This window comes from Paraclostridium dentum, from assembly GCF_012922555.1.
GTDB lineage: Bacteria > Bacillota > Clostridia > Peptostreptococcales > Peptostreptococcaceae > Paraclostridium > Paraclostridium dentum.
The window spans coordinates 1-14765 of record NZ_WIPK01000026.1; the positions used below are offsets into that span (position 1 = coordinate 1).

At 34.4% G+C, this 14765-nt stretch carries 13 protein-coding genes and 1 other annotated feature; all 13 genes read left to right on the plus strand.

Annotation, left to right across the window (positions count from 1 at the left end; genetic code table 11):
- Positions 1-95: EF-Tu C-terminal domain-related protein (locus GFJ41_RS17310; RefSeq protein ID WP_077066978.1), on the plus strand; the 95-nt coding region annotated here is incomplete at its 5' end.
- 218 nt (positions 96-313) lie between these two features.
- The gene (gene rpmG, locus GFJ41_RS17315; RefSeq protein WP_021121979.1) at positions 314-463 is read left to right on the plus strand and encodes a 50S ribosomal protein L33; all 150 of its coding nucleotides are present in this window, start codon (positions 314-316) and stop codon (positions 461-463) included.
- A gap of 25 nt (positions 464-488) precedes the next feature.
- Entirely contained in the window at positions 489-710 is a 222-nt protein-coding gene (gene secE / locus GFJ41_RS17320; RefSeq protein ID WP_021428169.1) for a preprotein translocase subunit SecE, read from the plus strand.
- Positions 711-725: 15 nt separating this feature from the next.
- Positions 726-1271, plus strand: coding sequence for a transcription termination/antitermination protein NusG (gene nusG / locus GFJ41_RS17325; RefSeq protein ID WP_025161504.1), 546 nt, complete (start codon positions 726-728; stop codon positions 1269-1271).
- Between the two features lie 29 nt (positions 1272-1300).
- Positions 1301-1726, plus strand: coding sequence for a 50S ribosomal protein L11 (gene rplK, locus GFJ41_RS17330; protein ID WP_025161505.1), 426 nt, complete (start codon positions 1301-1303; stop codon positions 1724-1726).
- A 77-nt stretch (positions 1727-1803) separates the two neighbouring features.
- Complete coding sequence (rplA, locus tag GFJ41_RS17335) at positions 1804-2502, plus strand: 50S ribosomal protein L1 (RefSeq protein WP_025161506.1); 699 nt, start codon at positions 1804-1806, stop codon at positions 2500-2502.
- A 52-nt stretch (positions 2503-2554) separates the two neighbouring features.
- Positions 2555-2682: a sequence feature (ribosomal protein L10 leader region), on the plus strand.
- Between the two features lie 37 nt (positions 2683-2719).
- Positions 2720-3223: a 50S ribosomal protein L10 gene (rplJ, locus tag GFJ41_RS17340; RefSeq protein ID WP_021428184.1), complete on the plus strand. Its 504-nt coding sequence runs from the start codon at positions 2720-2722 to the stop codon at positions 3221-3223.
- A gap of 76 nt (positions 3224-3299) precedes the next feature.
- Positions 3300-3662: a 50S ribosomal protein L7/L12 gene (rplL, locus tag GFJ41_RS17345; RefSeq protein WP_021428185.1), complete on the plus strand. Its 363-nt coding sequence runs from the start codon at positions 3300-3302 to the stop codon at positions 3660-3662.
- 265 nt (positions 3663-3927) lie between these two features.
- A complete protein-coding gene (rpoB, locus tag GFJ41_RS17350) occupies positions 3928-7629 on the plus strand; it encodes a DNA-directed RNA polymerase subunit beta (protein ID WP_025161507.1) in 3702 nt (1233 codons plus the stop codon).
- Positions 7630-7672: 43 nt separating this feature from the next.
- Entirely contained in the window at positions 7673-11161 is a 3489-nt protein-coding gene (gene rpoC / locus GFJ41_RS17355) for a DNA-directed RNA polymerase subunit beta' (RefSeq protein WP_021428190.1), read from the plus strand.
- A gap of 309 nt (positions 11162-11470) precedes the next feature.
- The gene (rpsL, locus tag GFJ41_RS17360; RefSeq protein ID WP_021428189.1) at positions 11471-11893 is read left to right on the plus strand and encodes a 30S ribosomal protein S12; all 423 of its coding nucleotides are present in this window, start codon (positions 11471-11473) and stop codon (positions 11891-11893) included.
- A gap of 120 nt (positions 11894-12013) precedes the next feature.
- Complete coding sequence (rpsG, locus tag GFJ41_RS17365) at positions 12014-12484, plus strand: 30S ribosomal protein S7 (RefSeq protein WP_021428192.1); 471 nt, start codon at positions 12014-12016, stop codon at positions 12482-12484.
- A gap of 56 nt (positions 12485-12540) precedes the next feature.
- The gene (gene fusA / locus GFJ41_RS17370; protein ID WP_021428187.1) at positions 12541-14607 is read left to right on the plus strand and encodes an elongation factor G; all 2067 of its coding nucleotides are present in this window, start codon (positions 12541-12543) and stop codon (positions 14605-14607) included.
- Positions 14608-14765 lie beyond the last annotated feature (158 nt).

The window sequence follows — 14765 nt, forward strand, 5'->3', positions numbered from 1 at the left end:
TAAACTCAATAGCAATAGAAGAAGGATTAAGATTCGCAATAAGAGAAGGTGGAAGAACAGTAGCATCAGGTGTTGTTGCTTCTATAATAGAGTAATTCTCTTATCTTAAATATAAGTTTAAAAAACTAAAAAAAAGAGGGGGATATCCTCCTCTTTTTTTAACTTGAAACTAACAAAAACATTGACATGCCTACTAATTTATGATAATTTATATGAGGTGATGATTCAAAAACGATAAATTGAACCTATTATACAGAGTAGGCAATAAAGTTAACAATATATATATTGTATTTACGAGTTGGAGGTGTAGCAGATGAGAGTTAAAGTAACTTTAGCATGTACAGAGTGTAAGCAAAGAAACTACAACACTACTAAAAACAAAAAGAATAACCCAGATAGAATAGAATTACAAAAATATTGTAGATTCTGTAAGAAGCATACTGCTCATAAAGAAACAAAATAGTTTTTATTAAGGATGTGAGTGTGGAATGGCTGCCCAAATAAATGAAAGTCCAAGAACTAAAAAGAAATTTAGTTTCGTTAGATATGTTAAGGAAACTAAAAGTGAATTAAAAAGAGTTACGTGGCCAACAAAGAAAGAGCTTTTAAAAAACACAGGAGTTGTTTTAACTGTTGTTGTTTCGGCTACTATCTTAGTATGGGCTTTAGATAGTGTATTATCTGGTGCACTAAATCTAATACTAAAATAGAAAGGGAGAATCAGAATGTCGGAATTACAAGAGGCTAGATGGTATGTAGTACATACTTATTCAGGTCATGAAAATAAAGTTAAAGCAACAATTGAAAAAGCTGTTAAAACTAGAGGTATGGAAGATTGCATAACTCAAGTAGTTGTCCCTACTGAAGATGTAGTTGAGACTACAAAAACTGGGAAAGAAAAAACTAGACAACGTAAGGTATTTCCAGGGTACGTACTAGTAAAAATGGTTATTACTGATGAATCTTGGTATGTCGTAAGAAATACTAAAGGGGTTACTGGATTTGTAGGACCAGGTTCTAAGCCAGTTCCTTTAAGTGAAGAAGAAGTAATAGCTATGGGCATAGATACAGCTGTTCCTAAATTAGTAAGCGGAGACATAAATTTTGAAATTGGCGAAGTAATAAAGGTTGCTAACGGTCCTTTTGAAGGACAAATAGGAACTATAGAAGAGATAGACCTGGAATCAAAAGAAGTAAAAGTGTGTATAGATGCTTTTGGTAAAAAAACTCTATTTGCAATAGACTACAAAGGCATAGAAAAATATAACTAGAGAATAAATAATCTGAGGAGGTGCGCTCAATGGCTAAAAAAGTTATAGGTCAAATAAAATTACAAATACCTGCAGGGAAAGCTACACCAGCTCCACCAGTTGGACCAGCATTAGGACAACACGGTGTTAACATAATGGGATTCACAAAGGAATTCAATGCTAAAACTGCAGATCAAGCTGGTATGATAATACCAGTTGTTATAACTGTATATCAAGATAGATCTTTCAGTTTCATAACAAAAACTCCTCCAGCTGCAGTATTATTAAAGAAAGCTGCTGGATTAGATACTGCTTCAGGAGAGCCAAATAAGAAGAAGGTTGCTACTTTATCTTCAGCTAAGGTAAGAGAAATAGCTGAGTTAAAAATGCCTGACTTAAACGCTGCTTCAGTAGAATCTGCTATGAGAATGATAGCTGGTACTGCAAGAAGTATGGGTATCGTTGTTGAAGACTAATTAATATTAGATTAGTTATCTTCGCTTGAAAAAGTGGGAGGTAAAAAACCAATATAACCACAAGGAGGACATGAAAAATGGCTAAAAAAGGTAAAAAATACGTAGAAGCTTCAAGTAAAATAGATAAAACTAGATTATATGATGCTTCAGAAGCTTTAGCTTTAGTTGCAGAAGTTGCTACTGCTAAGTTTGATGAGACTGTAGAAGCTCATATAAAGTTAGGTGTTGACTCAAGACACGCTGACCAACAAGTAAGAGGTGCGGTTGTATTACCACACGGAACTGGTAAAACTAAAAGAGTTTTAGTTTTTGCTAAAGGTGCAAAAGCTGAAGAAGCTACAAATGCTGGTGCTGACTTTGTAGGTGCTGAAGAATTAGTACAAAAAATACAAGGTGAAAACTGGTTTGAATTTGATGTAATTGTTGCTACTCCAGATATGATGGGTGTAGTAGGTAGATTAGGTAGAGTATTAGGACCTAAAGGTTTAATGCCAAACCCTAAATCAGGAACAGTTACTTTTGATGTAGCTAAGGCTATAGATGAAATAAAAGCTGGTAAAGTTGAATATAGATTAGATAAAACTAACATAATACACGTTCCAGTAGGAAAAGTATCTTTCGGTGGAGAAAAGTTAACTGAAAACTTTGCTGCATTAATGGATGCTATAGTTAAGGCTAAGCCTGCTGCTGCTAAGGGACAATACTTAAAGAGCGTAGCTGTTACTTCAACTATGGGACCAGGAGTTAAAGTTAACCCTGCTAAAATAGCTGAATAATAAAAGCTTGACATTAATAAATAACGATGTTAAAATAATATTCGTTAATAAATAAAAAAGAATAGATTTGCCGTAGACAGTAGGTGCTTTAAGCTTAATATCCTACCGAGGTTTTAGATAAATTTTGATGCTAAAGCTTTTGTATGTCTATATGATTACAAAAGCTTTTATAAGTTGCGGCAGATAAAACCTATCGGATGAAGGAGGTGCTGACCAGATGAGAAAAGCTATAGAAGTAAAATCACATGTTGTTGCTGAAATAGTTGAGAAGTTACAAAACTCTTCTTCTGCTATAGTTGTTGATTACAAAGGATTAACAGTTGAAGAAGTAACTGAATTAAGAAAGAAAATGAGAGAAGCTGGTGTTGAATACAAAGTATACAAAAACACTTTAGTTAGAAAAGCAGCTAAAGAAGTTGGTATAGAACAATTCAATGACGAATTATTAGTAGGAACAAATGCGATAGCATTCGGATACGAAGATCCAGTTGCTCCAGCTAGAATAATAAAAGAATTTATGGATTCTCATCCAAAAATGGAATTAAAAATGGGTGTAGTTGAAGGAGAATTCTACGGTAAAGAAGATATCGTTGCATTCGCTAACATACCATCAAGAGAAGTACTTCTTGCTAAATTACTTGGAAGCTTAAAAGCTCCAGTATCAAACTTTGCATACTTATTAGATGCAATGATCAAGAAGCAAGAAGGTCAAGAAGCTTAATAATAGCTTAAAACTTAAGAATAAGAAAAAAATAACAATTATTAATTGAAAAGAATATAATTCGGAGGTGCTAACAATGACAATAGAACAAATATTAGAAGCTATAGAAAACATGAAAGTTTTAGAATTAAATGAATTAGTTAAAGCTGCAGAAGAGAAATTCGGAGTATCTGCTTCAGCTCCAGTTATGATGGCTGGTGCTGCTGCTGGTGGAGCTGCTGAAGAGAAAACTGAGTTTGACTTAGTATTAACAAGTGCTGGATCTTCAAAAGTTGGAGTTATAAAAGCTGTTAGAGAAATAACTGGATTAGGATTAAAAGAAGCTAAAGAATTAGTTGACAATGCTCCTAAGACATTAAAAGAAGCAGTTTCTAAAGACGAAGCTGAACAAATGAAAGAAAAGTTAGAAGCTGCTGGAGCTTCAGTAGAAGTTAAGTAGTTTTCTTTTAAAGAAGATGTCCTTTAGGGCATCTTTTTTTTTCCTCAAATGCAGAAAATAACAGTATATTTTTTGAAAAAGCGAATTAGAGGATGATTTTTTGAACATAATAGATAATGCATGTTTTATGTCGAACAAAAAAAGCTAATATTATGCATATACATAAAAGTTATATATTGAAAAAAGCTTGCAATTATGTTAGAATTATTAGATGCGTTAGAATAAACTATGGTTTTATTTTTAATTATTGAGAGGTGAAAAGTGAATGCCACATCCTGTCACGATAGGTAAGAGAACTAGAATGAGCTACTCAAAAATAAAAGAGATAGCTGATGTACCAAATCTTATAGAGATACAATGCGATTCCTATGAGTGGTTTTTAAAAGAAGGTTTAAAAGAAGTGTTTGAAGACATTTCACCTATAGAAGATTATACAGGTAATCTTATATTAGAATTTGTTGATTATTCTTTAGACGAGAAACCGAAGTATGACATAGAAGAATGTAAAGAAAGAGATGCAACATATTGTGCACCTCTAAAAGTTAAAGTAAGACTTATAAATAAAGAAACAGGTGAAATAAAAGAACAAGAAGTATTTATGGGTGACTTCCCTTTAATGACAGAAAAGGGAACTTTCATAATAAACGGAGCAGAAAGAGTTATAGTAAGTCAGTTAGTTAGATCTCCTGGAGTTTACTATGCTCAAGAAATGGATAAGTCAGGTAAAAGACTTATATCATCTACTGTTATACCAAACAGAGGTGCATGGTTAGAATATGAAACTGATTCTAATGATGTTATATCTGTAAGAGTTGACAGAACAAGAAAACAACCTGTTACAGTCTTATTAAGAGCATTTGGAATAGGTTCAGATGCAGAAATAATAGAGCTATTAGGCGAAGATGAAAGATTAATGGCTACATTAGAAAAAGATAACACAAAAACTGTTGAAGAAGGTCTTATAGAAATATACAAAAAGTTAAGACCAGGTGAACCTCCAACAGTAGAAAGTGCATCATCATTATTAAATGCATTATTCTTTGATGCTAAGAGATATGACTTAGCTAAAGTTGGTAGATACAAGTTCAATAAGAAACTTGCATTATGCTATAGAATAATGAATAAAATTTCAGCGAACGATATTATAAATCCAGAAACAGGGGAAGTATTTGTTAAAGCTGAAGAAAAAATATCTTTAGAGGTAGCTGTTGCTATACAAAACTCAGGAATAAATGTTGTTGAGTTATTGACTGAAGATGAAAAAGTTGTAAAAGTTATAGGGAATAACTTTGTAGATATAAAATCACATATAAACTTTGATATAGACGATTTAAAGATAAAAGAAAAAGTTCACTACCCAACTTTAAAAGAGATTTTAGATGAGTATAGTGAAGAAGAAGAAATAAAAGAAGCTATAAAATCTAGAATGAAAGAACTTATACCAAAGCATATATTATTAGATGACATAATTGCTTCTATAAGCTACCAATTTAATATATTCTATGGAATAGGTAATATAGATGATATAGATCATTTAGGAAACAGAAGAATAAGATCAGTTGGTGAATTACTACAAAACCAAGTTAGAATAGGTCTTTCAAGAATGGAAAGAGTTATAAAGGAAAGAATGACGGTTCAAGATATGGAATCTATAACTCCTCAAGCATTAGTAAATATAAGACCTGTTTCAGCTGCAATAAAAGAATTCTTTGGTAGTTCTCAGCTATCACAATTCATGGACCAAACAAACCCATTATCAGAGTTAACTCATAAGAGAAGACTATCAGCACTTGGACCAGGAGGACTTTCAAGAGAAAGAGCTGGATTCGAAGTTCGTGACGTTCACCATTCTCACTACGGAAGAATGTGTCCGATAGAGACTCCAGAGGGACCAAACATCGGTCTTATAAACTCTCTAGGAACATATGCAAAAATAAATGAATTTGGATTTATAGAATCTCCTTATAGAAAATATGATAAGGAGAGCGGAAAAGTTACAGATGAAATACATTACTTAACAGCTGACGAAGAAGACTTATTTATAAGAGCCCAAGCAAATGAGCCTTTAGATGATAATGATGCATTCGTAAACAGCAGAGTTGTATGTAGAACTGTAAATGGTGCCATGGAATTAGTTCCTACTGATAAAGTTGACTACATGGATATATCTCCTAAGCAAGTTGTGTCTATAGCAACAGCTATGATACCATTCTTAGAGAATGATGACGCCAACCGTGCGCTTATGGGATCAAACATGCAACGTCAAGCAGTACCACTAGTAAGAAGAGAAGCACCTATCATAGGTACAGGTGTTGAATATAGAGCTGCTAAAGACTCTGGAGCAGTTGTAGTTGCTAAAAATGCTGGTATAGCAGAAAGAGTAAGTGCAGAAGAGATAATCATAAGAAGAGAAGATGGAAATAAAGATAGATATAAGTTACTTAAGTTTAAGCGTTCAAACCAAGGTACTTGTATAAATCAAACTCCTATAATAAATAAAAATGATAAGATAGAAGCTGGAGATGTTATAGCTGACGGACCGTCTACTGAGATGGGAGAAGTAGCTTTAGGAAGAAACTGCTTCATAGCATTCATGACATGGGAAGGTTACAACTATGAGGATGCTATCTTAATAAATGAAAGACTTGTAAAAGAAGACAGACTATCTACTATTCATATAGAAGAATATGAATGTGAAGCTAGAGATACTAAATTAGGACCAGAAGAAATAACTAGAGATATACCTAACGTTGGAGAAAGTGCTATAAAGAACTTAGACGAAAGAGGTGTAATCAGAATAGGGGCGGAAGTTGACTCTGGAGATATATTAGTAGGTAAAGTAACTCCTAAAGGAGAAACAGAACTTACTGCAGAGGAAAGATTACTTCGTGCTATATTCGGAGAAAAAGCTAGAGAAGTTAGAGATACTTCATTAAAAGTACCTCATGGAGAATCTGGTATAATAGTTGACGTAAAAGTATTCACAAGAGAAAACGGAGATGATTTATCTCCAGGAGTTAATGAATTAGTTAGATGTTATATAGCTAAGAAGAGAAAAATAAGAGTTGGAGATAAAATGGCCGGACGTCATGGTAACAAAGGGGTTATATCAAGAGTATTACCTGAAGAAGACATGCCGTTCATGGAAAATGGTCAGCCACTTGATATAGTTCTTAACCCACAAGGTATACCATCTCGTATGAACATCGGACAGGTTCTTGAGGTTCATTTAGGTCTTGCTGCTAAAACTTTAGGATGGCATGTAGCTACATCAGTATTTGATGGAGCGAAAGAGCCAGATATAAGAAAAGCATTAGTAGAAGCAGGATATCCAGATGATGGAAAAGTAACTTTATACGATGGTAGAACTGGAGATGTCTTTGACAATAGAATTACAGTTGGATACATGTACATGTTAAAACTACATCACTTAGTTGATGATAAGTTACATGCAAGAAGTACAGGACCATACTCTTTAGTAACTCAACAACCGCTTGGAGGTAAAGCACAATTCGGTGGTCAGAGATTCGGAGAGATGGAGGTTTGGGCATTAGAAGCATATGGTGCTGCTCACATACTTCAAGAAATTCTTACAGTTAAGTCAGATGACGTTGTAGGACGTGTTAGAACTTACGAAGCTATCGTTAAAGGTGAAAATATACCTGAACCAGGTATACCAGAATCATTTAAAGTTTTAATAAAAGAACTTCAAAGTTTATGCTTAGATGTAAAAGTATTAACAGAAGAAGATCAAGAAATCGAAGTAAGAGAGTCTATAGATATAGATGAAGATGCTAAAGAGTTTGAATTAGATGTTATGGAAAACATAAGCGAACTTGAAGAAAACAGCATAGTTGAAGAAATAGATGATCTTGAAACATCAGAAGAAGAAGTAGAAGAATTAGAATTTGAAGAAGACGTAGTTTACGAAGACTTAAATTACGACGATGAAGACTTTGATATATAGTTTCTTATTTTAAGTAAATCTCAAATAGAAGGGAGAGAACTCCTTGTTTGAACTAAACAATTTCGAGTCAATAAAAATAGCATTGGCTTCTCCAGAAAAAATAAGACAATGGTCTAGAGGAGAAGTAAAAAAGCCTGAAACAATAAACTACCGTACACTTAAGCCTGAGAAAGATGGTCTTTTCTGTGAAAGAATATTTGGACCACAGAAGGACTGGGAGTGTCACTGTGGAAAGTACAGAAGAGTTAGATACAAAGGTGTTGTTTGTGATAGATGTGGAGTAGAAGTAACTAAGGCAAAGGTAAGAAGAGAAAGAATGGGACATATAGAGCTAGCAGCTCCTATGTCTCATATCTGGTACTTCAAAGGGATACCAAGTAGAATGGGACTTCTACTTGATATGTCTCCTAGATCATTAGAAAAAATATTATATTTTGCATCATATGTAGTAACTAATCCAGGTGAAACTGGATTAAATGAAAAGCAATTATTAACAGAAAAAGAATACAGAACTGCTGTAGAAAAGTACGGATATAATACTTTCGAAGTAGGAATGGGTGCTGAAGCTGTTAAGAAGCTTTTACAAAACATAGATTTAGAGCAACAAAGTAAAGAATTAAGAGCTGAACTAAAAGATAGTACAGGTCAAAAAAGAGTTAGAACTATAAGAAGATTAGAAGTTGTAGAAGCATTTAAGAAATCTGGAAATAAACCAGAGTGGATGATATTAGATGCTATTCCAGTTATACCACCTGATTTAAGACCAATGGTTCAATTAGATGGAGGAAGATTTGCAACATCTGATTTAAATGACTTATACAGAAGAGTTATAAATAGAAATAACAGATTAAAGAGATTATTAGAGCTTGGAGCTCCAGATATCATTGTAAGAAATGAGAAGAGAATGCTTCAAGAAGCTGTAGATGCTTTAATAGACAATGGCAGAAGAGGTAGACCAGTAACTGGACCAGGAAATAGACCATTAAAATCTTTATCAGATATGCTTAAAGGTAAGCAAGGTCGTTTCCGTCAAAACTTACTTGGTAAGCGTGTTGACTACTCAGGACGTTCTGTTATAGTTGTTGGACCAGAACTTAAATTCTATCAATGTGGTCTTCCTAAGAAGATGGCTCTTGAATTATTCAAGCCATTTGTTATGGATAGATTAGTTAAAGAAGGATATGCACACAACATAAAAAGTGCAAAGTCTATAGTAGAAAAAGTTAAGCCGGAAGTTTGGGACGTATTAGAAGATGTTATAGAAGGACATCCAGTAATGCTTAACCGTGCTCCGACTCTTCATAGATTAGGTATACAAGCGTTTGAACCAGTTTTAGTTGAAGGAAAAGCTATAAAGCTACATCCATTAGTATGTACAGCATACAACGCTGACTTCGATGGTGACCAAATGGCGGTACACGTTCCTTTATCTGTTGAAGCTCAAGCTGAGGCAAGATTCTTAATGTTATCTATAAATAACATACTTGCTCCTAAAGATGGTTCTCCTATAACTACTCCTTCTCAGGATATGGTTCTAGGATGCTACTACTTAACAATAGAAGCTCAAGAAGGCGCTAGAGGTACTGGAATGATCTTCAAAGATTATAATGAAATGATGCTTGCTTATGATAATAAGGCAGTTACATTACACTCATTAGTTAAAGTAAGAAGAACTGTTGAGGGTGTTGGAACTCAATTAGTAGAAGCAACTGTTGGTAGATTTATATTCAATGAAAATATACCTCAAGACTTAGGATTCGTTGATAGAAACGAAGATAAATTTGCTTTAGAAGTAGATTTCTTAGCAGATAAAAAGTCTTTAGGAAAAATAATAGATAAGTGTTTCAGAAAACATGGAAACACAGTAACTGCTGAAATGTTAGACCATATAAAATCTTTAGGATTTAAATATTCTACAAGAGGTGGTATAACTGTTGCTGTTGCAGATATGAAAATACCAGAAGCTAAGAAAGGTTATATAACTGAAGCTGAAGGTAAGGTTGATAAATATGAAAAAGCATATAGAAGAGGTCTTATATCTAACGAGGAAAGATATGAAAGAGTAATAGAAACTTGGACAGAGACTACTGAAAAAGTTACAGATGCTCTTATGGCTAACCTAGATAGATTAAACAACATCTTCATAATGGCTCACTCTGGAGCCAGAGGTTCTAAGAACCAGATAAGACAGTTAGCTGGTATGCGTGGTCTGATGGCCAATGCATCTGGTAAGACAGTTGAAATACCAGTTAAATCTAACTTCCGTGAAGGTTTATCAGTACTTGAATACTTCACATCTTCACATGGAGCTAGAAAGGGTCTTGCCGATACAGCTCTACGTACAGCTGACTCAGGATACTTAACAAGAAGACTTGTTGATGTCAGTCAAGATGTTATTGTTAGAGATGTTGACTGTGGAACAACAGAAGATACAGAAATCTTTGCAATAAAAGATGGAAATGAAGTAATAGAAGAACTATATGATAGAATAGTTGGAAGATATACTATAGATCCTGTAGTTCACCCGGAAACAGGTGAAGTAATCGTTGAAGCTGACGCTATGATACAAGAAGATCAAGCTGAAAAGATTATAGAGGCTGGAATAAAAATAGTTAAGATAAGAACAGTTCTTAATTGTAGAACTAACCATGGAGTGTGTTCTAAGTGTTATGGTAGAAACTTAGCTACTGGTAAAGAAGTTAATATAGGAGAAGCTGTTGGTATAATAGCTGCTCAATCAATCGGTGAACCTGGTACTCAGCTTACAATGCGTACATTCCATACAGGTGGGGTTGCCGGAGGAGATATAACACAAGGTCTTCCAAGGGTAGAGGAATTATTTGAAGCTAGAAAGCCAAAAGGTCTTGCTACAATAACTGAAGTATCAGGTAGAGTAGAAATAGATGAAACTGGTAAGAGAAAAGAAGTTACAGTAGTTCCAGAACAAGGTGAAGCACAAGTATATGCTATACCTTATGGTTCAAGATTAAGAGTGAAAAATGGTCAATTTGTAGAAGCTGGAGAAGCTTTAACTCAAGGATCAATAAATCCTCATGATATAGTAAGAGTTAAAGGTATTGAAGGTGTTCAAGACTATGTTGTTAAAGAGGTTCAAAGAGTTTATAGAATGCAAGGGGTTGACATCAACGATAAACATATAGAAGTAATTGTTAGACAAATGCTATCTAAAGTTAAAGTTGAAGATCCAGGTGATACTGATTTATTACCAGGAGGATATGAAGATGTTCTTACATTCAATAAAACAAATGAAGAAGCTGAAGCTCAAGGCCTAAGACCTGCATCAGCTAAGAGAGTTTTACTTGGTATAACTAAAGCATCTCTTGCAACAGAATCTTTCTTATCAGCTGCATCATTCCAAGAAACTACTAGAGTATTAACAGAAGCTGCTATAAAAGGAAAAGAAGATCACTTAATAGGTCTTAAAGAAAATGTTATAATAGGTAAGTTAATACCAGCAGGAACAGGAATGAAGAGATACAAAAATATAGCAGTTGAAAAAATAGAAGAATAATTTTACTTTGTTATATAAACTAAACATCCTTGACATAAGGTGTCGCTGATGCTAAAATGTAAAGGTATGTGAAGTAAAGATATTAAATATTACTAAGGGCTAAGCTCTTAGTAATATTTTAAATATATTTTATTTTAACTAATAAAAAGCATAATAATATGCACCAAACTAAAGAGCTAAAACCACAAATGTGTGTTATAGACATTTATTGCATTGTAGCAGATTTGCTACATATTATATCAATATGAGGCCATATTGATGTAGTTGGCGGTCATTTAAGATCGAAAAATTTGGAAGGAGGTGCAGATGATGCCAACAATTAACCAATTAGTTCGTAAGAAAAGAAAAGCGATAGAAAAGAAATCTACTGCTCCAGCATTACAAAAAGGATACGATTCTTTACACAAGAAATCAACTGATACTAGTGCTCCACAAAAAAGAGGAGTTTGTACATCAGTTAAAACATTTACTCCTAAGAAGCCTAACTCAGCTTTAAGAAAAGTTGCCAGAGTTAGATTAACTAACGGTATAGAAGTTTCTGCTTATATACCAGGAGAAGGACACAACTTACAAGAGCATAGTGTTGTTCTTATAAGAGGAGGAAGAGTTAAAGACCTTCCAGGGGTTAGATACCACATATTAAGAGGTACATTAGATACAGCTGGTGTTGATAAGAGAATGCAAGCTAGATCTAAGTACGGTGCTAAGAGACCTAAAGCTGCAAAAAAATAAGCAATTAAAAATCAATTATAGTTCGGTGCTTTAAATATATATATATTTATGGCATCACGGCGTTTTATATGATGTCGAGTACCTATGATTTAAGATTAAATAATTAAGGAGGGAAGCAAAATGCCAAGAAAAGGTAATGTTCCAAAAAGAGAAGTTTTACCAGATCCAGTACACGGAAGTAAGGTAGTAACTAAGTTAATAAATAACTTAATGATAGATGGGAAAAAAGGGAAATCTCAAAAGATAGTATATGATGCTTTCGAGATAATCGCTGAAAAAACTGGAGAAAATGCTTTAGAAGTTTTCGAAACAGCTATGGAAAACATAATGCCTGTTTTAGAGGTTAAAGCTAGAAGAGTTGGTGGAGCTAACTACCAAGTTCCAGTTGAGGTTAGACCTGAAAGAAGACAAACTTTAGGATTAAGATGGTTAGTAAACTATACTAGAGCTCGTGGTGAAAAAGGTATGGTTGAAAAGCTAGCTAAAGAAATAATGGATGCTGCTAACAATACAGGAGCTTCTGTTAAGAAGAAAGAAGATACTCATAAAATGGCAGAAGCTAATAAAGCATTTGCTCACTACAGATTCTAATAATAGGATATATTTGATATCCTTTTATTAGATAGGATGTCGTAAGGAGGAGAATCATGGCTAGAAAGTTTCCTTTAGAAAGAACTAGAAATATAGGAATCATGGCTCATATAGATGCTGGAAAAACTACTACTACAGAAAGAATCCTATTCTATACAGGGCAAACTCATAAAATAGGAGAAACTCACGAAGGAGCTTCTCAAATGGACTGGATGGAGCAAGAGAAGGAGAGAGGTATAACAATAACTTCTGCTGCTACTACTGCTGCATGGAAAGACCATAGAATAAACATAATAGATACACCAGGTCACGTCGACTTTACAGTTGAGGTTGAAAGATCTCTAAGAGTTCTTGACGGATCAGTTGCTGTATTCTGTGCTAAGGGTGGGGTTGAGCCTCAATCTGAGAACGTATGGAGACAAGCTGATAACTACGGTGTACCTAGAATAGCATTCGTAAATAAAATGGACATCATGGGTGCAGATTTCTACAATGTTGTACAAATGATGAAAGACAGATTAAGTGCAAATGCTGTACCAATGCAATTACCAATAGGTAAGGAAGATTGGTTAGAAGGTGAAGTTGACTTATTAGAAATGAAAGCTCATATCTATAAAGATGACTTAGGTGTTGAAATAGAAATAACTGAAATACCAGAAGATATGAAAGAATTAGCTCAAGAGTGGAGAGAAAAAATGGTTGAAGCAGTAGCTGAAACTGACGAAGAGTTAATGATGAAATATCTTGAAGGTGAAGAGCCAACTATAGAAGAATTAAAAGCTGCTATAAGAAAGGCTACAATAGCTTGTGAACTTAACCCAGTATTCTGTGGATCTGCTTACAAGAACAAAGGTGTTCAGTTATTATTAGATGCTGTTATAGACTACTTACCAGCTCCAACTGATATAGCTTCTATAAAAGGTATATTAGAAGATGGAGAGGAAGCAGAAAGACATTCATCTGATGAAGAACCATTCTCAGCTTTAGCATTCAAAATAATGACTGACCCATTCGTTGGGAAGTTAGCATTCTTCAGAGTTTACTCAGGAACACTAGAAAGTGGTTCTTATATCCTGAATGCTACTAAAGGTAAGAGAGAAAGAATAGGACGTATACTACAAATGCATGCTAATACTAGAGAAGAAATATCTATAGTATATGCAGGGGATATAGCTGCAGCAGTAGGATTAAAAGATACTACTACTGGAGATACTTTATGTGATCCAGCTAACCCAATAATACTTGAATCTATGGAATTCCCTGAGCCAGTTATAGATGTTGCTATAGAGCCTAAATCAAAAGCTGCTCAAGAAAAGATGGGTGTTGCTCTTCAAAAGTTAGCTGAAGAGGATCCAACTTTCAGAGTTAGAACTGATGAAGAAACTGGACAAACTATAATCGGTGGTATGGGTGAATTACACTTAGAGATAATAGTAGACAGATTATTAAGAGAATTTAAAGTTGAAGCTAACGTTGGTGCTCCACAAGTTGCTTACAGAGAAACTATAACTCAACCAGTTGATGTTGAGTACAAGTACTCTAAGCAATCAGGTGGTAGAGGACAATATGGTCACGTTAAGATCAGAGTTAATCCTCAAGAACCAGGTGAAGGATATAAATTTGAAAACAAAACTGTTGGTGGATCTGTACCGAAAGAGTACGTTGGACCAACAGATGCAGGTATACAAGGAGCTATGGCTTCAGGTATAGTTGCTGGATACCCAGTTGTTGACGTTGCTGTTGAGTTATACGATGGATCATACCATGAGGTTGACTCTTCAGAAATGGCATTCAAGATGGCAGGATCAATGGCTATGAAGGACGCTCTTAAGAGAGGAAACTCTGTATTACTTGAGCCATACTTCAAAGTTGAAGTTGTTACTCCAGAAGAATACATGGGAGACGTTATGGGTGGATTAAACTCTAAGAGAGGTTTAATACAAGGTATGGAAGCTAGATCTGGTGCACAAGTTATAAATGCATTCGTTCCACTTTCAGAAATGTTTGGATACTCTACAGAGTTAAGATCTTCTACTCAAGGTCGTGCAACATATACTATGATATTCGACCATTATGAGCAAGTTCCAGCTTCAGTTGCTAAGAAAATAGCTGAAGGTAAATAATTAATTAATTTAATTAATTTTGTATATAATAAATAAGTAAGGCGAGGGAATCCTCGTCTTACAAAAAATAAAACCAATATTAAAGGGAGGAATTCAAAATGGCTAAAGCTAAATTTGAAAGAAACAAGCCACACGTTAATATAGGAACAATAGGTCAC